At 29.5% G+C, this 22,897-nt stretch carries 21 protein-coding genes; 14 read left to right on the top strand and 7 right to left on the bottom strand.

Annotation, left to right across the window (positions count from 1 at the left end; all coding sequences use genetic code 11):
* The first annotated feature begins 42 nt into the window (after positions 1-42).
* Positions 43-1,536 (top strand): C69 family dipeptidase, encoded by a 1,494-nt coding sequence (locus L8X36_RS02150; RefSeq protein WP_263682331.1) that lies wholly within the window; start codon positions 43-45, stop codon positions 1,534-1,536.
* 56 nt (positions 1,537-1,592) lie between these two features.
* Positions 1,593-2,657, top strand: coding sequence for a flavodoxin-dependent (E)-4-hydroxy-3-methylbut-2-enyl-diphosphate synthase (ispG, locus tag L8X36_RS02145; RefSeq protein ID WP_412175670.1), 1,065 nt, complete (start codon positions 1,593-1,595; stop codon positions 2,655-2,657).
* On the opposite strand, the gene L8X36_RS02140 is transcribed toward ispG, so the two are convergent.
* From L8X36_RS02140 to L8X36_RS02120, 5 genes are all read right to left on the bottom strand, one after another.
* Entirely contained in the window at positions 2,654-4,018 is a 1,365-nt protein-coding gene (locus tag L8X36_RS02140) for a nicotinate phosphoribosyltransferase (RefSeq protein ID WP_263682330.1), read from the bottom strand. The two genes, ispG and L8X36_RS02140, sit on opposite strands and share 4 nt — an antisense overlap.
* Before the next feature lie 21 nt (positions 4,019-4,039).
* Entirely contained in the window at positions 4,040-5,146 is a 1,107-nt protein-coding gene (gene ftsZ, locus L8X36_RS02135) for a cell division protein FtsZ (RefSeq protein WP_039626779.1), read from the bottom strand.
* An 11-nt stretch (positions 5,147-5,157) separates the two neighbouring features.
* Complete coding sequence (gene ftsA, locus L8X36_RS02130) at positions 5,158-6,537, bottom strand: cell division protein FtsA (RefSeq protein ID WP_263663486.1); 1,380 nt, start codon at positions 6,535-6,537, stop codon at positions 5,158-5,160.
* Positions 6,534-8,012 carry a peptidylprolyl isomerase gene (locus L8X36_RS02125; RefSeq protein ID WP_263682329.1) on the bottom strand — a complete coding sequence of 493 codons (1,479 nt, stop codon included), beginning with the start codon at positions 8,010-8,012 and terminating at the stop codon, positions 6,534-6,536. Before L8X36_RS02125 ends, ftsA begins: the two co-directional genes overlap by 4 nt.
* A 79-nt stretch (positions 8,013-8,091) precedes the next feature.
* The gene (locus tag L8X36_RS02120; RefSeq protein ID WP_263682328.1) at positions 8,092-8,670 is read right to left on the bottom strand and encodes a class II aldolase and adducin N-terminal domain-containing protein; all 579 of its coding nucleotides are present in this window, start codon (positions 8,668-8,670) and stop codon (positions 8,092-8,094) included.
* Between the two features lie 61 nt (positions 8,671-8,731).
* On the opposite strand from L8X36_RS02120, the gene rsmH reads away from it, so the two are divergent.
* Both rsmH and L8X36_RS02110 read left to right on the top strand, forming a co-directional pair.
* Entirely contained in the window at positions 8,732-9,649 is a 918-nt protein-coding gene (rsmH, locus tag L8X36_RS02115) for a 16S rRNA (cytosine(1402)-N(4))-methyltransferase RsmH (RefSeq protein WP_263682327.1), read from the top strand.
* A gap of 3 nt (positions 9,650-9,652) precedes the next feature.
* Positions 9,653-10,573 carry a hypothetical protein gene (locus tag L8X36_RS02110; RefSeq protein WP_263682326.1) on the top strand — a complete coding sequence of 307 codons (921 nt, stop codon included), beginning with the start codon at positions 9,653-9,655 and terminating at the stop codon, positions 10,571-10,573.
* On the opposite strand, the gene L8X36_RS02105 is transcribed toward L8X36_RS02110, so the two are convergent.
* Complete coding sequence (locus tag L8X36_RS02105) at positions 10,570-11,061, bottom strand: hypothetical protein (RefSeq protein ID WP_220517091.1); 492 nt, start codon at positions 11,059-11,061, stop codon at positions 10,570-10,572. The genes L8X36_RS02110 and L8X36_RS02105 overlap by 4 nt on opposite strands.
* A gap of 130 nt (positions 11,062-11,191) precedes the next feature.
* Here L8X36_RS02105 and L8X36_RS02100 point away from each other — a divergent pair, with 130 nt between their 5' ends.
* Together L8X36_RS02100 and L8X36_RS02095 are read left to right on the top strand one after the other, a co-directional pair.
* Positions 11,192-12,169, top strand: coding sequence for a glycosyl transferase family 90 (locus tag L8X36_RS02100; protein WP_263682325.1), 978 nt, complete (start codon positions 11,192-11,194; stop codon positions 12,167-12,169).
* An 11-nt stretch (positions 12,170-12,180) separates the two neighbouring features.
* On the top strand, positions 12,181-13,038 hold the full coding sequence (locus L8X36_RS02095) for a D-amino acid aminotransferase (protein WP_263682324.1): 858 nt from the start codon (positions 12,181-12,183) through the stop codon (positions 13,036-13,038).
* Here L8X36_RS02095 and L8X36_RS02090 read toward each other — a convergent pair.
* Positions 13,035-14,369, bottom strand: coding sequence for a cation:dicarboxylate symporter family transporter (locus L8X36_RS02090; RefSeq protein ID WP_263682509.1), 1,335 nt, complete (start codon positions 14,367-14,369; stop codon positions 13,035-13,037). The genes L8X36_RS02095 and L8X36_RS02090 overlap by 4 nt on opposite strands.
* A gap of 299 nt (positions 14,370-14,668) precedes the next feature.
* On the opposite strand from L8X36_RS02090, the gene L8X36_RS02085 reads away from it, so the two are divergent.
* From L8X36_RS02085 to L8X36_RS02050, 8 genes are all read left to right on the top strand, one after another.
* A complete protein-coding gene (locus tag L8X36_RS02085; RefSeq protein WP_263682507.1) occupies positions 14,669-16,747 on the top strand; it encodes an FTR1 family iron permease in 2,079 nt (692 codons plus the stop codon).
* Entirely contained in the window at positions 16,744-17,265 is a 522-nt protein-coding gene (locus L8X36_RS02080; RefSeq protein ID WP_012661874.1) for a ferrirhodotorulic acid transporter, periplasmic binding protein, read from the top strand. The genes L8X36_RS02085 and L8X36_RS02080 overlap by 4 nt, the downstream gene beginning before the upstream one ends.
* 75 nt (positions 17,266-17,340) lie before the next feature.
* Positions 17,341-18,762 carry a Fe-S-containing protein gene (locus tag L8X36_RS02075; protein ID WP_263682323.1) on the top strand — a complete coding sequence of 474 codons (1,422 nt, stop codon included), beginning with the start codon at positions 17,341-17,343 and terminating at the stop codon, positions 18,760-18,762.
* Positions 18,752-20,044, top strand: a complete 1,293-nt coding sequence (locus L8X36_RS02070) for an ABC transporter permease (protein ID WP_263682322.1) — start codon at positions 18,752-18,754, stop codon at positions 20,042-20,044. The genes L8X36_RS02075 and L8X36_RS02070 overlap by 11 nt, the downstream gene beginning before the upstream one ends.
* Positions 20,034-21,149, top strand: coding sequence for an ABC transporter permease (locus L8X36_RS02065; RefSeq protein ID WP_263682321.1), 1,116 nt, complete (start codon positions 20,034-20,036; stop codon positions 21,147-21,149). Before L8X36_RS02070 ends, L8X36_RS02065 begins: the two co-directional genes overlap by 11 nt.
* Complete coding sequence (locus tag L8X36_RS02060) at positions 21,149-21,805, top strand: ABC transporter ATP-binding protein (RefSeq protein WP_263682320.1); 657 nt, start codon at positions 21,149-21,151, stop codon at positions 21,803-21,805. The genes L8X36_RS02065 and L8X36_RS02060 overlap by 1 nt, the downstream gene beginning before the upstream one ends.
* A complete protein-coding gene (locus L8X36_RS02055) occupies positions 21,795-22,286 on the top strand; it encodes a TlpA family protein disulfide reductase (protein ID WP_263682319.1) in 492 nt (163 codons plus the stop codon). Before L8X36_RS02060 ends, L8X36_RS02055 begins: the two co-directional genes overlap by 11 nt.
* Positions 22,247-22,744, top strand: a complete 498-nt coding sequence (locus L8X36_RS02050; RefSeq protein ID WP_318530085.1) for a TlpA disulfide reductase family protein — start codon at positions 22,247-22,249, stop codon at positions 22,742-22,744. The genes L8X36_RS02055 and L8X36_RS02050 overlap by 40 nt, the downstream gene beginning before the upstream one ends.
* Positions 22,745-22,897 lie beyond the last annotated feature (153 nt).

Here is a 22,897-nt window from a genome sequence, read left to right as displayed (position 1 = left end):
AAGAATATACTTTTTTAATTTCTTAAATTTAAAGGAGAGAAAATGAAAAAGTTTAGTTTTCTTACAAACTGTGTACTTTTTGGTGCTTTGTTTAATAATGCTTTAGCTTGCACTACTATTTTAGTACCAAATGAAGCAAGTAAAGATGGCTCTATGTTGGTTGCAAGAAGTGCTGATAGTAAAGCAGATAAGGCACAGGTTTTTCTAATCCACCCAAGAGTTGAAAATCAAAAAGGCATTTATAGCACTAAAGCACATCAAGGAATGAATGATTTTACTTACCCTTTACCTACTAAATCTTTTCAATATAGCACTATAGCTAATTGGCAAAGTAAATTACACGGTGCTACTGGTTTTAATGAAATGGATGTTGGGATAAGTGCTACTGAATCAATTTATGCAAAAGATGAACTTTTAAAATTTGATCCTTATAATGAGAAAAATGGCATTAGCGAAGATGATATTTTGGATGTTTTGCTTCCAAGAATTAAAAGCGCAAAAGAAGGTGTTTTATTATTGGGTGATATTATAGAAAAACAAGGAGCTGCTGAGGGTTTTGGAGTAGCTTTTGTGGATTCTAAAGAAATTTGGTATTTAGAAAGTGCCACAGCACATCAGTGGATGGCTGTAAAAATTCCTAATAATTCGTATTTTGTTAGCGCAAACCAGGGTAGATTGAAGCAATTAAAATTCAACGATGAAAATACCTTGCATTCTAAAAATTTAATAAATTTTGCCGTCATTCATAAAGCGTATAATCCTAAAGTAGATAAGGATTTTGATTTTTTTAAAGTTTATACAAGAAATGATGATAGAGATTTAACTTATAATTATCCTAGAGTTTGGTGGATACAAAAAATGTTTAATCCATCTTTAAATCAAGATGTAAAAAATGGTGCTAATTTTAATGTGTTTTTACAACCTGAGCAAAAACTTAGTGTGGGTGATTTAAAAAAAGCTTTAAGATCGCACTATGATGGAACAAAATATGATCCATATGCAAATTTCAATGAAAATGAAAACATTTACCGTGTTGTGAGTGTGTTTAGAACTTATGAATCTCACATTATGCAAGTTAGGCCGTGGCTTCCTAAAGAAATAGGTAGGTTAAATTATGTCGCAATAGGAATGGCTGATTTGAGTGTGTATTTGCCTTATTATTTTGGTAATGATGAATTTATTGCAGGCTATCAACAAGGAACAAATGAAGCTGATGATAAATCAATTTATTGGATTTATCGCAAGTTGCAAACTCTTGTAATGAGTGATTATAATAAATATGCTCCTATCGTAAAAAATGCTTATGCTAAATTTGAAAAAGACACATCTTTAAAACAAGAAGCTATGGAAAAAGAATATTTAAGTCTTTATAAAAAAGATAAGAACAAAGCAAAGCAAATTTTAGTTGATTTTTCATTGCAAAATCAAATGGAAGCTAAAAAACTTACTCAAGATTTAACAAATCAAATTTTTACCCTTTTAACAAGAGATACAGATATAAAATATAAATCTCTTAATAAAAATAAAAAAGATTAATGATATAGCCCATTTTTGGGCTATAATACTCTAAAAATATTTTTAGAGTGATTTTAATGACAAGATACAAAACAAGACAAATAAAAGTAGGTGATGTTTTAATAGGCGGAGATGCTCCTATTTCTGTGCAATCTATGCTTTTTACTAAAACAAGAGATACTGAGGGTTGTTTGGAGCAACTTAATAGGCTTTATTTTGCTGGTGCAAATATAGTGCGTTTGGCTTGTTTAGATATGGCAGATGCAAGAGCTTTAAAAGAAATCAAAGCAAAAAGCCCCTTGCCTTTAATAGTGGATATACATTTTAATCACAAGCTAGCAGTCTTTTGTGCTGAATTTATCGATGGGGTGAGAATTAACCCAGGAAATATAGGCTCAAAAGAAAATATCAAAGAAGTGGTGCAAGCTTGTAAGCAAAGAAAAATTCCTATTAGAATAGGAGTAAATCATGGCTCTATAGAAAAGCAATTTAGCGATAAATATGGTTATAATATAGAGGCTATGCTTGAGAGTGCTTTGTATAATATAAAATTACTAGAAGATTTAGACTTTTTTGACATTAAAATTTCTATGAAAACTTCAGATGTGCAAAATACCATAAAAGCTTACGAAGCTCTAAGACCGCTTTGTGATTATCCATTTCATTTAGGAGTTACTGAGGCAGGGACTAAATTTCATAGCACGGTTAAAAGCTCGATTGCCTTAGGAAATTTGCTTTTAAAAGGTATAGGCGATACAATGAGAGTTTCTATGACAGGGGAGCTTGAAGAAGAGATTAAAGTAGCAAGGGCTATTTTGCAAGATAGTGGAGTACAAAAGAGTGGAGTAAATATCATCTCATGCCCAACTTGTGGAAGAATTCAAAGCGATTTGATTAAAGCGATTAAGATAGTAGAAGAAAAAACTAAACATATAAAAGAACCATTAAATATAAGTGTTATGGGTTGTGTTGTAAATGCCTTGGGTGAGGCTAAGGGTGCTGATGTGGCTATTGCTTTTGGAAAAAATCAAGGTTTAGTTATAAGACATGGTGAAGTAGTGGCCAAATTAAAAGAAGATGAGCTTGTGGATAGATTTTTACTTGAAGTAGAAGATGAGGTAAAACTTAGAAAAAAAGATTAATTTTTTTCTAAGTAAGTTTTTTGCATATTTTGTAATTTTTTAGAAATTTTTACTTTATAAATACTTGGATTTTGAAGTTTTTTTAGTTTAAAATCCAAACTATCAATACTTTTTTTATGATACTCTTGAATATTTTTCAAGTTAGGAAGCTCATAAACTAATTTTCCATCTTTAAAAATAAGCTCATGTAAATTTTTATATGTATAACCTTGGTAATTTTTGATACTTTCATCATGTGTATATAAAATATCAAAACTTGCTTTATTGTTTTTATAATACCTTATGAGTTTTTTAAAATGTGGCAAGGTTGTTTTGCTTGAGCTTGCACTGATTTTTATTTTAGGGATGATTTGATTGTTTTTTTCTAATGCAACAAGCTTATAAACAGCTCCAAAAATAGGCGAACTTGCCGAAGTAATAAGCTTTTCTCCAATGCCAAAAGCATCGATTGGAGCTTTGTTTTTTAGTAATTTTTCTATGATAAACTCATCTAAAGTATTACTAGCTATGATTTTGCATTTTGTTAATCCAGCAAGATCTAGTTTTTTTCTAATATATTTAGAGATTTTCAGCAAATCTCCTGAATCAATACGGATGGAATAATTTTGCATAGAATCTTGTGCATTTAACTCATTAAAAACTAAAATAGCATTTTCAATACCTTTTTTATAATCATAAGTATCAATCAAAAGACTTATATTGTCTTTATAAATTTGACAATATGCTCTAAAAGCACTTAACTCATCATCAAACATTTGCACCCAAGCATGAGACATGGTTCCACTAATAGGAATATTAAATTTTTTCCCAGCTAAAGTACAAGCACTTGCATGAAAACCACCTATAAAAGCAGCTCTAGCTCCATTTAAAGCTGCACTTTCTCCATGAGCTCTACGAGAACCAAATTCTAAAAGCAATTTTTCTTTTGCAATTTGAGTAATTCTACTGGCTTTAGTGGCAATCAGACATTGATGATTTAGGGTTAAAAGTATGAAAGTTTCTAACAATAAAGCCTCTATTATAGGCGCTTTGATGATCATTAGTGGTGTGTTGGCAAAAACACATTCACCTTCTTTAACGCTTAGTATACCTCCACTAAATTTTAAAGTTGAAAGGTAGTTTAAAAAATCATCATCAAATTTTTTAGTATTTTTCAAAAAATCTATGTCATCTTTAGAGAAAGAAAAATGATTAATATGATTTATGATTTGTTCTAATCCACAAAAAACAGCATAAGAAGCATTATCAGGAGCTTTTCTAAAAAAAACTTCAAAATAAACAATTTGCTTATGCATATTTTGTTTAAAATAAGCATAAGCCATACTTAGTTCGTAAAAATCACATAATAATGAAGAATTCATATAAGGATTTTTACTAAAAAATTAATCCATTTGGCGACGCAAGAAAGCAGGAACATCAAGCTGAGAAATCACTTCTTCATCAAATCCACCGCTAGCTTTACGTAAATTCATATAGCTATTTTTTTTACTTTCTTCTTGTTCTTTAGCGCTTTCTATTTCAGCTTTATCTTCAAAACCTGTAGCAATGATAGTAACTTCAACGCGATCACCCATACTCTCATCAGTCGTTGCACCAAAGATTACTTTTGCGTTTTCATCTGCTATATCGCTAATGCTTTGAGTAGCTTGTGAAATTTCTATCAATGAGCATTCAGGACCAATTTTATAATGGATGATTACGCCTTTAACGCCTTTCATGGTCATGCCGTCTAATAATGGAGATTCTATAGCACTTGATAATGCATCCATGATAGCATTTTCACCTTCTCCATGACCCACGCCCATTAGTGCTAAACCTCTGTGGCTCATAACAGTTCTAACATCAGCAAAGTCAACATTAATATCGCCATCTTCTAAAAGGATAGACACCATACCCCTAACAGCTCTAGCTAAAATATCATCAACTAGTTTAAATGCTTCTTTTATACCTGCTTTTTTTGGGAGTATACTAAGAAGTTTTTCGTTTTGGATTACAATGATAGAATCACTTTCTTTTTTTAATTCAGCTAAACCAGCTTCTGCTAATTTTTTTCTTTGTTTTCCTTCAAATGCAAAAGGCATAGTTACAACTGAAACAGTTAGCGCACCTACTTCTTTAGCAGCTTGTGCTACAACAGGAGCTGCACCTGTACCAGTTCCACCACCAAGTCCTGCTGAAATAAATACTATGTCGCTTTGACTTAAAGCAGCTTTTACTTCTTCAAAACTTTCTCTTGCGCTTTCTGCTCCAATTTCTGGTTGCATTCCAGCACCCAAACCCTTGGTTTTTTTCTCACCTAGTTGAATTCTAGTTTTTGCTAAAGATTTAGCTATAGCTTGTGCATCAGTATTAGCTGAAATAAGATCAAGATCATGTAAACCCATATTTACCATATGATCTATCATGTTACCGCCACCGCCACCGCAGCCTATGACTTTTATTTTTGCACCTTTTGCGTGTTGCATTTCTTCCACTAGATATTCGCTCATTGTGTCTCCTATTAGAACTGGTTTATTAATTTATTCCAAAATTTATGCATTAAATTCGTTTTTTTATCTTTCTTTGTTTCTATTTTTGCTAATTCTGTTTTTTCATCTTCAAATTCTTTTTGATCTTGAAAAATTTCTTCAAAATCTTTATTTTCTTCTTCATTTTCATCTATGGTAAGATTTTGTTTGATTTGTTTATTGATAAATTCAGGCTCTCCTTTGTATCTTAGTTTCTCATTAGAATCTAATTCATAAGGAGTAAAATGCCCACCACCATATAAACAAAGACCTATAGCACAGCTATTTTCTGCATCTTCAAAAATTTCTTTAAAACCATCCATAGTATCTTTTTTTGCAGTCGCTATTCTAACAGCTTTATTATCAAAATAAGCTGAAGCAAGCTTGTCAAGTCCTGCAAATTTTGTCATTCCACCTGTTAATACTATACCTGCTCCTGCTTGATTTGCACAAGCATTATCGCTTAGCATTTTAGCTAAAATAATAATAGTTTCTTCAATTCTTGCATAAATTACATTGGATATGACTTCTACTGAAACTTCATTTTTTCTTTTTTCATCACCCATGTATGGAATTTGTATAATTGAGTTTTCATTTTGCGCTAAAGATGCATAATTTAATTTTAGTTTTTCTGCTTCTTTTGGTGGGGTATGTAAAGCTATGGATAAATCATTGGTGATATTTACTGAGCCAATTTGCAAGCATTCATTGTAGCGTATAGAATTACCCGCATGAATGACCATATCGCAAACTGCTCCACCCATATCGATTAAAATAGCACCTAATTCTTTTTCACTATCATCAAAGCAAGCAATAGAAGAAGCATAGCCTGAAAGAACGATATTATCTACTCTAAGATCAGCAAGCTCCACGGCTTTTTTTAGATTTTTAATATGCACTTCTTGCGAGATTACAATATGCGTAGAAACTTCAAGGCGATTTCCACTCATTCCCAAAGGATCTTCTACATGTTCAAGATCATTTACTTTAAAATTATAAGGTAATACATGAATGATTTCATATCCACTAGGTATATTTGCAGTATGCTTTGCTGTGCTTACTGCTCTGTGAATTTCTTTAATTCCTATTTCATGATTTGGTATATTAACTACACCTATACTATCTACACTTTTTGCATAAGCACCTGAAATAGATACAATTACTTTATCATAATGCACGCCTGACATCATTTGTGCATCAGCTACTGCTTCTTCTATAGATTTCGAAGCAAGTTCTATATTAGTAATTGCTCCTTTTTTTATACCATTTGATTTTGATTTTCCAAAACCAATGACTTTTAGTCCTTCTTCGCTTTTTTGTGCTAATATGGCGCAAGTTTGTATTGAGCCTAAATCAATTCCTAAAATATTCAATTTGTATTTCCTTTATAATAGCGTTGAATTGGATATAATTCTATAAGTTTTTTTAATAATTCTTCCTTAAGTAAAGCTTGTTTAGTTTGTTTAGCGCTTTGCTCTATGATAAATTTGTAAATTTCTTCTTTGTTTTTATTTTCTAAAGTTTGTTTTGTGATCTCATAAACTATTGCTTTATCATCAAATAATACATAAGATTTAGCTTTGTTTGAGTCAAATACATGCATTAAAAACTCACTAAATTCAGTATCATCCATCATATTACCCACTTTTGCATTTTTGCTTGAGTCACGGCTATAAGTACCTATGTCTATACCTTGGAAATTATCTAGGGCGAGTTTTGCTTTTTCTTTTAATAAGGCTTTAGTTTTTTCTTTAATGTAAAGTTTACTTACTTCGTTTTTAGCTTGCTCAAAAGTCATAGTTTGTATAGGATTTATTTTTATAATTTTTGCAATCATATAGCCGTTTTCAAATTTAAAAGGCTTAATAAAATCATTTTCTTTAGCTTTTTGTATATTTTCTAAAGGATAATAAATATCAGCATCGCTGATTGTGATATTTTTATCAAAACTAAGCTCGTTCTTTCTCAAAGCCACATAGCTTTCATTGGCTTTAAGTTTAAGTTTAGAAAGTTTTAAATCTTTTATAACTTTATCTTTGCTTTGTTCTAGACCTAGAATTTTTCCTGCAAAATCTTTATAATCATTTTTATTTTCTTCATAGTAAGCTTGGATTTCTTTGTCATCAATTTTGATTATATCAGGGTTTAAAAAATAAGTTGCAAGCTCGTAACTTTTTTGCGTCTTATAAAGCTCTTTATTTTTCCCCCAAGTTTGTTTTAACTCTTTTTCATCCATTGTTATGTTTTTATTATCAAGTTTTATGGCTTGAACTTTTAAACTATCTTGCATTAAAAAACTTGCGCCAAACATATCAAGTTCATTTGGTTTGATTTGTAAATTTAAAATAGCATTGATTTTTTTAAGTAATAACTCATCGTGAATGATTTTTTCATAAGTTTTTGGTGTATAGTTGTTTCTTGCAAGCAGATTATAGTATAAATTTTTGTCAAAAACACCTGAAGCATTATGAAAGATTTTTTGATGTGCTAAATCATAAGCAATTTCTTCCTCGCTCACATTTAAACCCAAGGTTTTAGCATAAGAAAGTAGTAGTTTTTCTTGTATAAGTTCATTAATAGCTTGGGTATCTAAGCCATCTTTTTGTGCTTGTTCTTGTGTGTAATTGTCATTGTTTAGCTGAGAATAATAGCCAAATAATTGAGAATATTTAAGATTAAACTCATCATAACTTATTTTTTCATCGCCTACCTTTGCAACAGAACTAGATCTATCGGTGTTAAAATCATAACTCCCCCAACCAACAAAACCTGCTCCAACAAAAGCAATAACGCTAATCCAAATAGTTACAACTAAGTATTTTTTATGATGCTGCATCCAAGTGAGCATTTTTACCCCAATCTGATTAAATAAATTAAACTATAAATTATAAATAATTTGTGATTAATAAAAGATTAATTTTAAATTATTATGATAAATTTGTTTCCGCTAAATGGATAATTTTGCAAGAATTTTCAATTAAATCTATAATTTTACCTAATTCATAACTTGTTCTACCATAGGCAAATATACCATAGCCCTTTACAACAACAAAATTTTGTTTTTGTTCTAACATATAACGATAAATTTCAGTTTGTGATCTATCCTCCCAATCTTCATAATTTTTAGGATTATAAACTCGAATTTCTTCTAGAAAAATTTCACCAAAATAATCTTGAGGTGTTATAAAATCATGATTTAAACTCATAGATAAGGTATAGGTTGGGCAGGCAAAACATATAAATTTGGCTTCAGGTATGTTCTCATATATACTTTTATGGATTTCACTATCGCTACTTGCCTCATCCCAGCTATAATCTTTTGCAAATTTTAAAATACTTAAACTTTTTTCATCTAGTTGATTTAAAAAAGTGTCATTTTTATTTATAATAAAAGAACTTTGAGATAGTTTTGCTGAAACTGATCCGTGGCAAATTCCAAAAAAATTTTTTTTAAACATTGAAGTAGAAAGTATTCTGATTTGAGAAATGATATTTTCTTTATTCATTAAAAACCTTGTTTTAAACTTAACTAAGATATTATACTAAAAAATATTTTAAAGGTTTATTTTGCAAAGTCCACATATTCCTGTTTTACTGCAAGAAGTTTTAGACGCTTTTGATGATTTTGATAGTGGAGATTTTTTAGATTGCACTTTGGGTTATGGAGGGCATTCTAAGGCGTTATTGCAAGCTCATGAGAAACTAAGATTAATTGCTTGTGATAAAGATTTAGAAGCTTTAAATTTTTCTAAAGATTTTTTAAAAAAATTTCAAGATAGGATAAGTTTTAATCATATAGGTTTTAAAGACATTTTAACTCAAATTCCAACGCAAAACCTAAGAGGAATTTTAGCTGATATCGGTGTATCTTCTTTGCAGCTTGACAAAAATGATAGAGGTTTTTCACTAAATTCTGATTTTTTAGATATGAGAATGGATCAAAATAATCCTTTAAGCGCTAAAGAAGTGGTAAATTCTTACAGCAAGGAAGCCTTGGAGCAAATTTTTAAAGACTATGGAGATTTAACACCGGTTGCTTCAATGCTTGCTCAAAAAATCATCAATGCAAGAAGTCAAAAAGAGATTACAAGCGCAAAAGAATTAAGTCAAATCATAGGAAATGCTAAGCTAAAAGGACGCAATGTGTCTTTAGCTTTACTTGTATTTCAAGCTTTACGCATAGAAGTAAATAATGAGCTTGGCGAATTAAAATCCTTGCTTAAAAACATAGAAAAAGCAAAATTAAAAGATTGTAAATTAGCTATTATTAGCTTTCATTCTTTAGAAGATAGGATAGTAAAAAATACTTTTAAAAGATGGGAAAAAGACTGCATTTGTGATGAAAGAGCCATAAAATGTGAATGTGGCAAAAATCATAGTCTTGGGAAAATTTTAAGTAAAAAAGCCATAAGTGCCTCCAAAGAAGAAATAAGCTATAATAGCAGATCAAGTTGTGCAAAAATGAGAATTTTTTATTTTAGGTAAATAATGGTTGAAGATGATTTTTTAAAAGAAAAGCAAAATATACGTGAAAAAATGTTGAAATATTCCAGGGCTATTAAAGAAGGTAGGCCTTATGAAGAATATGAGCAAAATTTTAATGAGAGTGATCGTATACTAAAAAATAGAATACAACGTAAAAAAAGACCTAAATTTACAGATTTTGATGAAGAATATGAAGAAAAACCTAAGAAGCAATCTGCCATTTATTTAAAAGAAGATTTGATTAATGTTAAATTAGAAGAAAAAAAGCCTTTTAAATTACAACTTAATTTTTTCAAAAAGCAAAAAGAAAAATTCGATAAAAAAAATATTGCAAATTCTAAAACGCTTAAAAGTAGCAAATCAACTCAAGAAGTAAGAAAAATAGAAAAAAAACAAGAAAATAAAGATTCTCTTCAAATATCTAAAATTCTTACTCAAAGCAATGTTTTTGTCACTTCAAAATTTCAAGATTTAAAAGAAAAAAGAAAAGAAAAAGCTAAACTCAAACAAGAACTAAAAGAGCAAAAAAAAATCGAACAAGAAAAACTAAGAAAAGCTCAAGAGGAATTAAAAGAAAAAGAAAAACTAGCCAAACAAGAACAAAAAATTTTAGAAGAAAAAGTAAGACTTGAAGAAAACCAAGAGTATAATCAAGAAGATAAATATGAGCTTTTAGATAGTATAGTAAGTGAGGAGAATAAAAATTTAAGTCCTAAAAATTTAATATATGCAGGTTTGATGATAGCATTTGCTTTATTGATATTTTTCCCACAAATTTATATTAGAAATCAAATTTATTATGTAAGTAGAGATATAGCGGATTTAAGATCGCAAGAACTTGTTTTAGATGAGGAAAACAAAGAGCTTCAAAGACAGCTTGAGGCGCTATATTTTCAAAATCAAGTTTTAGACTTTTTAGATTAATCTTGTGTTTGAATGATTTTTTCTAAAACATATTGCTCGAGTTGGTTTTTTGGGATTTCTTCTTTAATGGCTTGGTTATAAATATTTTCTGCTATTTTTGAATATTTTTCATAAGCAAAATATGGAAAATGCAAAGCCCAAGCTTTTTTTAATAATCTTTTGCTTATTACTTTTCTAGTGTAAATTTTAAAAATATCATAGCCAATAAAAACACAAGCGGTTACAAAAACAGCGCTTAAAATACTAATATGAAAATCAATAATTGTTAAAAAATAATGACTAATGATAAGCATAGGAACTAAAATAGCTATGCAAAAAAATGCATAAATAAGATAAGAATTAAACACCTTAAATTTAAAATTTAATTTTGCGGGATCTACCATCATGCCTTCATTAAGTAAGGCGTTTGCTTCTAATAAATCTTTTAAATTAACAGGTTGATTTGAAACTTTAAAAATAAAGTTTAAAATAAATTCTTGTATTTTCATTTTTTACCCAATTAGTATGTGATTTTTGTGATTTTAACATTTTTGTTTTTAATTAAACTAAATTTTTAAGTCTTGTAAATGAATTCTTGTGTTAAAATTTATATTATTTTAATATCAAAATGGAAGAAAAATGGCAGATTCTAGATTTATGATGAATGTAAAAGGCATAGCTAAAAGTTTTATACCTAGAAAAATTTATCAAAATCAATTGCAAAATATTTTAAAAGAAATTTTAAAATCAAAAAATATAGATAATATTATTACTCGTTTAAATTATTATAATCTGCAAAATGATTTTTTTGATATAAAAAAATTTGAAAATTATGAAAAAATAGGAAAATTTCCTTTTAAAAAAACTTCTTATGCTTACGATGCTTATGCAATCAGTAAGTATTTTGATGATGATTTTTTATGGGTTAAAGGTTTTGGGGATATTAGTTATAATCTTAAATATCCAAGTATAGCTAAATCAAGACCGGTTGAAAATGGTTTTAATAATATCATTTTAAAATTAGACAAAAACAGACATTTTGATTTTATACAAGATAAAAACCAATTTGAAGATAAAGAAGATTTGCTTTTTTTTAGAGGCGCAATTTATCAACCTCATCGTATTAAATTTTTTGAAAAGTATTTTGATAATCCTCGTTGTGATATTGCTCATGTTGGTGGTAGAAAAATTCAAGCCGAAAAATGGATTAAAAATTTAAATTTTAAAATCAGTAGAGCCTATCAAACTCAGTTTAAATTTTTACTTTCTTTAGAAGGCAATGATGTAGCAAGCAACTTAAAGTGGGCGATGAGAACAAATTCTTTAGTTTTGGCACCAAAAATGCGCTATGAAACTTGGTTTATGGAAGGAAAGCTAGTTCCAAATGAGCACTTTGCTTTGATTGATGATGATTATGAAAATGTAGAAGCTTTGCTTGATTATTATTTAATTAATCCGCATAGAGCAAAAGAAATCATTCAAAATGCCCATGCTTACATAGAGCAATTTTTGGATGAAAAGATAGAATTTTATATAGGAATTTTAGTTTTAGCTAAGTATTTTTATTATTCTAATCAGCTTGATTTGCCAAAAGATATTGTTGATTTATTTGATTAAAAGGAGGACTTATGCAAGAAATGGAAGTGGTGTTTTTAAATGATGAGTTTGTAAAAGCTAGTGAAGCTAAAGTGAGTGTTTTTGATAGAGGTTTTATCTTTGGAGATGGAATTTATGAAGTAGTTCCTGTGGTAAATGCAAAAATAGCTGACAAAGAAGAATTTTGGGAGCGTTTTGAGCGTAGTTTGGCTCAAATTGAACTACAAATTCCTTATACAAAAGAAGAATTTGAAAATATTTTAGAGCAATTAATCATTAAAAACTCTCTTAAAGAAGGCGGGCTTTATATGCAAGTTACTAGAGGGGTTGCTAGTAGAAATTTTGCTCTTTTAAAGGGACTAAAACCTACTATTATGGCTTTTGCTTTTGAATGTAAGGTGATTGAGCATGAGTGTGCTAAAAACGGGGTGAGTGTTATTTCAACAGCTGATTTAAGATGGAAAAGAAGGGATATAAAATCTATTTCTTTATTAGCTCAATGTCTTGCAAAAGAAGAAGCTATAAAAGCTAAGGTTTTTGAAGCATTTATGGTAGAAAATGCTTTAGTAACAGAAGCTTCTAGTAGTTCAGCTTTTATTATAAAAGATAAAACTTTAATTACTAAGCCATTTTCTAATGAAATCTTACCAGGAATTCGCCGTAAAAATATCTTGAAATTTGCCAAAGAACTTGATCTTAAAGTAGATCAAAGAGCTTTTAGTATGAAAGAAGTATATGAGGCTGATGAGGTATTTATTTCTGCGGCTACTTTTTTGATTTTAGGTGTTATAAAAGCAGATAGTAAGGTGATTAATGATGGTAAAGTAGGCTTTTATACCCAAAAGCTAAGAGAAAAATATGTAGAAAAAATACAAAAAGAGGTTTTTTAATCAAAACCTGCGTTTGTAAATTCTTTAGGATTATCAAGAGCGTAGCGAAACTTTTCCCAGTCTATCTGTTTATCCCAAATAGCTACGATTAAAGCTGCTACGCTATTACCGCATAAATTTCCTACTGCACGAATTTCAGACATAAACTTATCCACACCCAAAAGTATAGAAATAGCAGCTACGGGTAAAACCTCGCCTAAACTTGCTCCTAAGCCATTGTTAGCTTCTACTATATGCATATTAGATAAAGCTGCAAGTGTGCTTCCTAGTATGATAAAACCTGAACCAGTTACACCAACAGCACCTTTTGAAGCTATCATTAGTACGATTAAAATGCTAATTTCATGCGTTAAAGAAAGTTCTACATTAAAAGCTTGTGCAAGGAAAATCAAACTCATAGCCAAATAAATATTAGTACAATCAAGATTAAAACTATATCCAGTTGGCAATACTAAACCCACGGTGGCTTTTGAAATTCCTGCTTTTTCAAGCTTTCTCATAAGTGGAGCTAATGCTGATTCGCTAGAGCTTGTAGCAAAAACTATCAAAACTTCTCTTGAAATAAAACGCATAAATTTAAAAATATTAACTTTAGCAATAAAACAAATAATTCCTAAAACTCCAAAGATAAAGAGCAAAGAAGCAAGTAGCATAACAATAAGCAAATATCCTAAATTTAATAAAGAATCAAGCCCATATTTTGCTACTAAAAATGCCATCGCAGAAAAAGCAGCAATAGGAGAAAAATACATAATGATTTCTAGGATTTTAAAAACAAAACTTTGCATTATTTCTAAGGTTTTTTGTATAGCTTTTCTCTCATCAATTCTCATAAGCGAAATAATAAAAGCACAAGCTAGGGCTATAACTAAGATTTGCAAGGTTTTTCCCTCGCTAAAAGCAGCGATGATATCAGTAGGTATGGCGTCTTTTAAAATATGTAAAATTTCATTTTGTGCGCTTATTTCTATATTGTTATTGACAAATTGAGCTACACTATCTTTATCTAAGGTGCTTGGATCAAGATTCATTCCTTTCCCAGGCCCCATAATATTTGCCATAAAAATACCAATAGCTAAAGCAAAAGTACTCACTACTTCAAAGTAAAGCAAGGCTTTAGCACCTATACTTCCAACTTGCTTTAGACTTTCAAGGCTAACAACTCCTAAAACAATGGTTAAAAATATAATAGGTCCTATTAAAAATTTTAAAGCTTGTATAAAATAATCTACCCCGATTTTACTAGCTAGTGCAAGTTCTTTATCTAATAAACCAAGGCTAATACCAGCTATTATTCCTATAATCACCCAAAAACCTAAATTTTTTAACATTTTTTTGAGCTTGCTTGGTTTTTCATGGGCAATTACTAGCACAAAAACTCCTTGAATTTTTTAAAACCACCATATATTAGCAAAGAAAAACTTATTTTTATGATTAAAACAAATAAAAAATAAACAATACTCTTAAAAATAATAATTTTTTAGCTTATTTTGTAGCTAAAAGTAGCATTTTGTAGTATTTTTATCTGATTTATTATGAAATAAATAATGATAATGTTTATCTAAATTTAAGAAAGCTAGTACTATACTTGCGACTATGATTTTAAAAATGAATATCATTTCGGAGTAAAATAGTGTTTAAAAAAATAAGCTTGTTGATAATTTTTTTATTTTGTACTATTGTTTATGCTAGAGAGATTGATTATCAAAAAGAAGCCCAAGCAATCAAACAAATTTTAAATGAAAGTATGATTTTATACAAAGAAAATAAAAATTTAGAAGCAAAGAAAAAAGCAGAAGATGCATACTTTCAGCATTTTGAAACCATGGAAGGCTCTATTGGACGTAATGTTGGTAGAAAAGCCATTGTTATGGAGCGTAAATTTGTTAATTTAAGAAAGTTATATAAAGATAAAGAAGATTTTTCTAAAATAGAAGCTTTGATTAGTAGTTTGTATTTTGATTTAGATGAAATAGTTCCTATTTTAGAAAAAGGCTTCCAGCTTAAAGCTGAAGCTAGTGATGTAAATTATGATAAAAAAGCAGCTGAAAACTCATCTTTAAAAGCAGAAAAAGAACGCCAAGCACAAGCTGAAGCGATGTTTGCTGCTTTGCTTGGAGAGAATGTTAAAGAACAAACTTCACAAAACTCAACTCAAAGTTTGATTGCTCAAGAGCAAGACGCTCAAAAAGATGAAGCATTGCTAGCTTTACAAGAAGCTTCGGCTTTGGATGCAAGGTTGCAATTTTTAATGGATTCTATGATTTCAAAGCTTGATCAGGCTGCATTAGCTTTTGTAAATAAAGACTATCAAAAAGCTAAAGATTTGATTCAATCAGCATTGTTTGAAGACTATAGAAACTCAAAAGTAGAAGTTTTAGTGGCAAGATATACTAAGGCAGGAGTGGATAAAAAAATTCAAACTAAACTTAGAACTATTATAAGAAAAATCAATGCTAATACTTTAGATGAAAAAACTATTAGGGATGAAATTTCAAACATATCAGATTTATTATATGAAGCGTTTTTAGCTTTACCTAAAGAAGAATTGGCTTTGCTTCAAGTTAAAGGCTTTGATGAAAGTGCTATGAGTACTAAAAACTATACTAAAGTGTATGATGATATGAAAATTGCTCTTAATGATATTTTACAAAATTATGAGGGATTTAGTTTAAATAGTATAGATGCTTTGCAAAATGTGTATTTAGATATTTTTGAAGCAAGTGGTATGGAAAGTAAAATTGGCGCTATTGATAGTGCTTTAAAATTAAAAATAGAAAGTTATTTTTCAAAAGGCGTTGCGCTTATTAAAGCAAGTGCTTCTAAAGAAGAATTAAAACAAAATTTTGACGAGCTTAGTGCCTTAGTGGAAGGCTCTTTAGATAAAATTCAAGAATCCTCACCTATGTCTTTATTTATATGGGCTTTGGGTATTATCTTAAGAGAGGGCTTGGAGGCTTTAATTATTATTGTAGCTATAGTTTCATACCTAGTTCAAAGTGGTAATAAAAAGCGTTTAAATATAGTATATTCAGCACTTTGGAGTGGGGTATTTTTAAGTTTTGTAACAGCATTTTTTATTTCATGGATTTTTAAAGAACAAGCAGGGCAAAGCAGAGAGTTGCTAGAAGGCATTACTATGCTTGTGGCTGTCGCATTATTGTTTTATGTGGGTTTTTGGCTTTTATCAAATGCACAAAATAAAAAATGGGCAAATCATATAAAAACTCAAGCAGTTGAAGCTATATCAAATAATTCAGCAAAAACCTTATGGTTTAGTGTATTTTTAGCTGTATATAGAGAAGGTGCTGAAACTATTCTTTTTTATCAGGCTTTATTATTTGATGCAAAAACAAGCACAGATTATAGTTTTATATTTATAGGATTAGCTAGTGGATTAATTATACTTGTCATACTTTATTATTTATTAAAAGCTGGTGCTTTAAAAATACCAGTAAAACAATTTTTTTATATAACTTCATACATTATTTTTTATATGGTCTTTGTCTTTACGGGCAAAGGTGTTGGTGAGCTCATAGAAGCTAAGGTTATCACCCCAAGCTTACTTCCTTTTGATTTTGAAGGAATTTTATGGCTTGGAATTTATCCTTATTATGAGAGCATCATACCTCAGTTTATGGTTTTAATCTTACTCATTATGGGTATTTTTATAACAAAACAAATTTCAAATAAAAGGGAAAAAATATGAAAAAAACTTTATTAAGTTTAGGCGCAGCAGCTAGTATTTTAGCTAGTTCAGTTTTTGCAGCAGAGGTGCCAATTGGCGATCCTTATGAGTTAAATGGTATGGAAATAGCAGCGGTTTATTTACAGCCAATCGAAATGGAGCCAAGAGGCATTGATCTTGCAGCAAGTTTAGCAGATATTCACCTTGAAGCAGATATCCATGCATTAAAGGGCAATAAAAACGGCTTTCCAGAAGGCTTTTGGATCCCTTATTTAACTATAGCTTATAAGCTTACAAATTTAGATAATGGTAAAGTAAAAACAGGAACCCTTATGCCTATGGTAGCAGATGATGGCCCTCACTATGGTGCGAATTTAAAAATGGATACAGGCATAGGAAATTACGAGTTAGTATTTTTAATAGAAAGTCCAGAAAAACAAGGTTTTGGACGCCATGTTGATAAAGAAACAGGTGTTGGCAAGTGGTTTGAGCCATTTTCAGTTAAATATAACTTCAAATACACAGGAAAACCTAAGTGATTTTTCCCTAGCTTTTGCTAGGGTTTATTTATGAAATTATTGATTTTATAAATAAATTCTATCAAAGAAGAGCCTATGTCGATTTATTTTATACATTTTTTTGGAGTATTTTTTTCTTATGCGCTTTTGAGTGCTTTATTTTTTTATAATTTAAAAAATTCTTTAGTGTTTAAACTTGCTTTTGTAGGTTTTGTTTTTTCTTATTTTGCTTTTTTTATTAGCGCTAAAACACTAAATTATGATTTGTTGTATTTTTCTAATGATATTTTATTTGTTTTATTGTTTTTGGGTGTTATCATTTTTTCTTTTATGAAAAATAATTTTTTAAAAGAAAAAATTCAAGCAATATTGCTTTTTTTATTATCTTTTGCTTTTGGTATAAAATACTTACATATTTCTATTGATTTTCCTATATTAAGCACTAATTTTTTAGATTCTTTAGCGATTAGCTCTTTTGGACTTATTTTGCTTGCTTTTATTATGTGTTTTGGGGTTTATCTTTTTACAAGATGGCTAAGAGAATTTAAATTCAAGTTTTTAAATTTATTTTTATTTATTATCGCGATTTTTTATCTAAATGAAGCTTTAGCTCAAATTTTATTGTACCTTATGAGAGAAGGCGTGGTAGAAACAGAAAGCTTGTATTTAAGCTATGTGGCAAAAAGTGTGTATTATGCTAAATTTTATACTTATGTATGGTTTGTGTTGTTAGGACTTTGTGTTGTTTTAGCTCTAAAGCAAAGAGTGAGTGAAAACACCAAGAAAAAAGATTTTGATATAGAATTTAGAAAAAATCAAGCAAAAAATTCAACTATAACTAGCTTTAGCGCAAGTATTTTTAGTGCTATGATTTTAAGTCTTTGTATTTTTCTCTTTTATGACTTGCATGCTTCAAGACCGGTAACCATAGACGAGCCAACCTATGTAGAGCCAAATGAAAATAATGAATTTGTTTTTGATGTAGCGATTTTAAGAGATAATAACTTACATCGCTTTGCTTATATTAGCGATGAGGGTAAAGTGGTAAGATTTTTTTTAATTAACAAAAGAGAAGATAAAGACTCACCGGTAGCTGTTTTTGATGCTTGTAGTATATGTGGGGATATGGGGTATGTTAAAAAAGGTGGAGAATTAATTTGTATCTCATGTAACGTTAGAATTTTCTTACCAAGTGTAGGTAAAGCAGGTGGGTGTAATCCTATCCCTATGAAGTATAAATTTGAAAATGGTAAGGTTATTATACCTTTTTCAGAAATTTTAGATGGGGTTAATTTTTTCACTCAAGTAGTAGAAAAGAAAGTTTATGATCCTATTGATCATACTGAATTAATTAATTTAAAAGCACCAAGATCTTATGTTTATAAAGGTAGAACATATTTTTTTGCTAATGAAAAAAACTATGAAGAGTTTAAAAACGATCCTTTAAAATACATCGATATGAATAAGACTTCAAAATATAGAATTCATAATTTACTAGGAAATGACTATGCAAGTTAAGATTGTAAAAAATTCCATTTTTCAAAATAAAATTCAAAAATCTCTAGCTTTGTTAACGATTTTTTTAGCTACTTTACTTATGGCTACTATGTTAAATCTTACTTTGGGTATAGGTAATGAAATCACAAAAGAATTAAGAAGTTATGGGTCAAACATTTTGGTTTTACCTAAAGGTGCAAGTTTAAGTGTAGAAGTGGGTAATAAAATCTATGAGCCTTTGAAAAATCAAAATTTTTTAGAAGAAAACAAGCTTCATACTATAAAAGAAATTTTTTGGAGAAATAATATTAATGCCTTTGCACCATTTTTAGATACCCAAGTAAAAATTCAAACTCTAAATGCAAATTATGAAAATATCTCTTTAGTAGGAACTTATTTTGATAAGGCTATAAAGATTCAAGATGATGATGATTTTTATGCGGGTATTAAAGAATTATACAAATATAGTCAAATCAAAGGAAGCTACCCAAAAGATGATAGTTTAGATGAAATAATGCTAGGAATAGATTTAGCACAAAAGTATGATTTAAAAATAGATGATGAAATCACCCTTGTGCAAAATGAACAATTTTTTAAAGTGAAAATTGTTGGTATTATAGACTTAACTCAAGCCTTTTCAAATAAAATCATTACTTCTTTACTTTTAGCACAAAAGCTTTCTAAAAAGGAAGGTTTATTTGCTAAAGCAGAAGTTTCAGCTTTGACTATACCTGAAAATGATTTAGCACAAAAAGCAAGACGCGATGTAGATAGTCTTGATCAGCTTGAGTATGATCAGTGGTATTGTACTGCTTATGTAAGTTCTATTGCTTATCAAATCGCAGAAGATTTTAAAGGTGCTAGCACAAAAGTAGTGAGTGCGATTTCAGATGCAGAAAGTTTAATAGTGTCTAAAATTCAATCTTTAATGGCAGTAGTTAGTATTATATGTTTAATCGTAGCTTCTATAGCTATATCGTCTTTAATGAGTGCAGATATTTTTAGAAGAAAAAGCGAAATAGGACTTTTAAAAGCTTTGGGTGCTAGCACTTTGCAAATTTATATGATTTTTGCACTAGAAGGGGTTGTGGTAGCTTTAGTTGGAGCAGTTTTTGGTTTTGCTTTTGGCGTGGGAGTTTCAGAAGTTATTGCTCTAAGTATATTTGATCATGCTATTGCTATATCTTGGATTATTTTACCAATTTGTTTATTTTTTGCAGTGTTTATAGTATTTTTAGGATGTTTGTTTTCTATCAAAGGAATTTCTAAACTTTCTACTTCAGAGGTTTTATATGGGAAATAATTTTTTTATGCAAGAGGTTTTTAAATCTCTTATTTTTTCTTATAAAAGAGTTTGTATTATTTTTATAGCTGTGTTTATGGGTGCTATGGTTAGTGCTTCATTTTTTAATATTTATTTTGATATTGACACAAAATTATCTAAAGAATTAAAAGCTTATGGAGCTAATTTTATCATCACGCCAAAAGATGATGAGTTTTTAAGCATGGATGAATTTAATCAAGTTAAAGAAAGCTTGAAGGCAAAAGCTTTAACCCCATTTTTATATGGTTTTTATAATCTTGAAAGCTCAAGTGCGGTAGTTGTTGGGGTTGATTTTGCAAATTTAAAGCTTACCAAACCTTTTATGGAAGTTTTAAAAGGAAGTTTTTCTTTGAGCGATTTTAGCGAAGATAGTGCCTTTGTGGGAGCTGATTTAGCTAAACAATTAGAGCTTAAAATAGGACAAGAATTACAAATTTATAATCCAAATATATCTAAAATAGTCAAAGTAAAAATCAAAGCTATTTTAAGAAGCAATGATGAGCAAGATGGGGTTTTAATCATTTCTTTAAAAAAAGCTCAAGAGTTAGCAGCTAAAGAAGTGATAAATTATGCTCAAGCTATTTTGCTAGGTGATTATGAAAGTTTAGATCAAAAAGCAAAAGAGCTTAGCAAGGGCAATGTAGAAGCTAAAGTCATAGCTTCAGTGTCCATTAGCGAAGGAGTGATTTTAGAAAAGATCAAAGCTTTAATGGCTTTGATTAGCTTAACGATTTTACTCATTAGTTCTTTGAGTGTAAATACCACTCTTAGTGCGGTGATTTTTTCAAGAAAAAAAGAAATAGCCTTGCACCTTGCACTAGGAGCTAAGCATAAAGAAATCATCAAGCTCTTTGGAGCTGAAGTATTTATTTTAAGTTTAAGTGCGAGTTTGCTTGGTGCTTTTTGTGGATATTTTTTGGCAAATATTTTTGGGTATTTGATTTTTAATGCAAGTATAGATTTTAGGTTGCTTTCGGTATTTTTTGCGGTGCTTGTTTCTTTGGTATTTGCATTTTTTGCAAGTATTTTGCCGCTAAAAAAAGCTTTAAAAATCAATGTTTGTGAAAATTTAAAGGGTGAGTGATGAAAAATATTATAAAAATTTCAAATTTAAATCGTAATTTTAATGAAGTTAAAGCTTTGCAAAATATCAACCTAGAAGTAAAGCAAGGTGAATGGCTAGCTATCATGGGTCCATCAGGTTCAGGTAAATCAACGCTTTTAAATATACTTTCTTTGATGGATACTCAAAGTAGTGGGGGGTATTTTTTAGATGATAAAGAAGTTGGAAATTTAAGTGAAGAAGAAAAAAGCGTGATTAGAAGAGAAAAAATAGGCTTAATTTTTCAACAATTTCATTTAATACCTTATTTAAATGCTTTAGAAAATGTCATGCTAGCTCAGTTTTATCACTCAAGTATAGAGCAAAAAGACGCTATAATGGCGCTAGAAAAAGTAGGGCTTTCACACAGACTTACGCATTTACCAAGCCAACTAAGTGGCGGGGAACAACAAAGACTATGTATAGCAAGAGCTTTAGTGAATGATCCTGAAATTTTATTAGCAGATGAGCCAACTGGAAATTTAGATGAGGCAAATGAAAAAAACATTCTAGAACTTTTTTGTAAATTAAAACAAGATGGTAAAACCATAGTTTTAATCACTCACAATCCAGACTTAGCAACCTTTGCTGATAGAACTATCATTTTAAGCCATGGAGTGATGAAAAGTGAAAATTAAAAGTATAATTTTAGCTTGTTTATGTTTAGTTTTTTTAAGTGCTTGTTTTGAAAACAACAATAAAAATGGTGGTAAAATAGGTCTAAAAGCACCAGAAATCGCAGCTAAAAATTTAGAAGGTGGGAAAATCAAACTAGCTGATTTTGATAATCTTATCGTTTTAACTTTTGTGGAGCAAGGTTGTGCATCTTGTTTAAAAGACTTACCACTTTTGGAAAAACTAGCTAACGAATACCCTAAAAAAATGACTATTCTAGCGCTTGATTCTATAGATAAAGGTAAGGATTTTGAAGAATTTGCTACAAGATATGATTACAAAAATATTATATTTTTGCAAGATGATTTAGATATCTCATGGCAAAGATTTAGCGTTTTTGCAGTGCCAACTACTTTTGTCATTAAAGATGGAGTTGTGCAAGATAAAATTATAGGAGAAAAACCATGGTCGCAACTAAAAGCTTCTATTGCTTCTTGGCTTTAATAAGTGTTTTTTTCTTTAGTGCATGCTCAAATAATGAATTTCAAACCCTAAATTCAAATCAAAACTATACTTTTAAATATGATGGTTTTGAACAAACCTTAAAAACACAAAATGCAAATCAAGCGTATGCTTTATTTTTTTTCACGCAAGATTGTGGTGCATGTAATGCACAAATTCCTATGTTAAACGAGCTTTATAAAGAAAGAAATTTTCCTATTTTAGCGGTGCTAAATGGAGCTAATTCAAAAGAAGAAGCTCAAAAAATTCTTTTGGAAAAAAAGCTAGATTTGCCACTTTTATATGAAGCCAAAGCAAGCTCATTTTTATCTAAAGCTGTGGGTGGAATTTATGGTGTGCCTGTGATAGTTTTTTATGATGAAAAAGGCAAAATAAATGAAAAATTCATCGGACTTACCCCAAAAAGTATTTTAGAAAATAAGATTAAATTTTTGCAATAATTTTTATTGAAAGTATTAATATTGTTATGTTTAAAGTATTTAAGATAACTTTTATCTTAAATTATTTTTAAGGAAAAATTTATAAATAAAATATTAATATTCTGTCCATATTATTAAAATATTAGTAACAAATGTTACAAATATATACAAATA

This window comes from Campylobacter sp. CNRCH_2014_0184h, from assembly GCF_025772985.1.
In the GTDB taxonomy this organism is placed as follows: Bacteria; Campylobacterota; Campylobacteria; order Campylobacterales; family Campylobacteraceae; genus Campylobacter_D.
This window is presented reverse-complemented; position numbering and strand designations above follow the sequence as displayed.

Coding starts and splice junctions, on each gene's coding strand:
- L8X36_RS02150 (WP_263682331.1), top strand. CDS start 43: ATGAAAAAGTTTAGTTTTCTTACAAACTGTGTACTTTTTGGTGCTTTG.
- ispG (WP_412175670.1), top strand. CDS start 1,593: ATGACAAGATACAAAACAAGACAAATAAAAGTAGGTGATGTTTTAATA.
- L8X36_RS02140 (WP_263682330.1), bottom strand. CDS start 4,018: ATGAATTCTTCATTATTATGTGATTTTTACGAACTAAGTATGGCTTAT.
- ftsZ (WP_039626779.1), bottom strand. CDS start 5,146: ATGAGCGAATATCTAGTGGAAGAAATGCAACACGCAAAAGGTGCAAAA.
- L8X36_RS02125 (WP_263682329.1), bottom strand. CDS start 8,012: ATGCTCACTTGGATGCAGCATCATAAAAAATACTTAGTTGTAACTATT.
- L8X36_RS02120 (WP_263682328.1), bottom strand. CDS start 8,670: ATGAATAAAGAAAATATCATTTCTCAAATCAGAATACTTTCTACTTCA.
- L8X36_RS02110 (WP_263682326.1), top strand. CDS start 9,653: ATGGTTGAAGATGATTTTTTAAAAGAAAAGCAAAATATACGTGAAAAA.
- L8X36_RS02105 (WP_220517091.1), bottom strand. CDS start 11,061: ATGAAAATACAAGAATTTATTTTAAACTTTATTTTTAAAGTTTCAAAT.
- L8X36_RS02100 (WP_263682325.1), top strand. CDS start 11,192: ATGGCAGATTCTAGATTTATGATGAATGTAAAAGGCATAGCTAAAAGT.
- L8X36_RS02095 (WP_263682324.1), top strand. CDS start 12,181: ATGCAAGAAATGGAAGTGGTGTTTTTAAATGATGAGTTTGTAAAAGCT.
- L8X36_RS02090 (WP_263682509.1), bottom strand. CDS start 14,369: ATGTTAAAAAATTTAGGTTTTTGGGTGATTATAGGAATAATAGCTGGT.
- L8X36_RS02080 (WP_012661874.1), top strand. CDS start 16,744: ATGAAAAAAACTTTATTAAGTTTAGGCGCAGCAGCTAGTATTTTAGCT.
- L8X36_RS02075 (WP_263682323.1), top strand. CDS start 17,341: ATGTCGATTTATTTTATACATTTTTTTGGAGTATTTTTTTCTTATGCG.
- L8X36_RS02070 (WP_263682322.1), top strand. CDS start 18,752: ATGCAAGTTAAGATTGTAAAAAATTCCATTTTTCAAAATAAAATTCAA.
- L8X36_RS02065 (WP_263682321.1), top strand. CDS start 20,034: ATGGGAAATAATTTTTTTATGCAAGAGGTTTTTAAATCTCTTATTTTT.
- L8X36_RS02060 (WP_263682320.1), top strand. CDS start 21,149: ATGAAAAATATTATAAAAATTTCAAATTTAAATCGTAATTTTAATGAA.
- L8X36_RS02050 (WP_318530085.1), top strand. CDS start 22,247: ATGGTCGCAACTAAAAGCTTCTATTGCTTCTTGGCTTTAATAAGTGTT.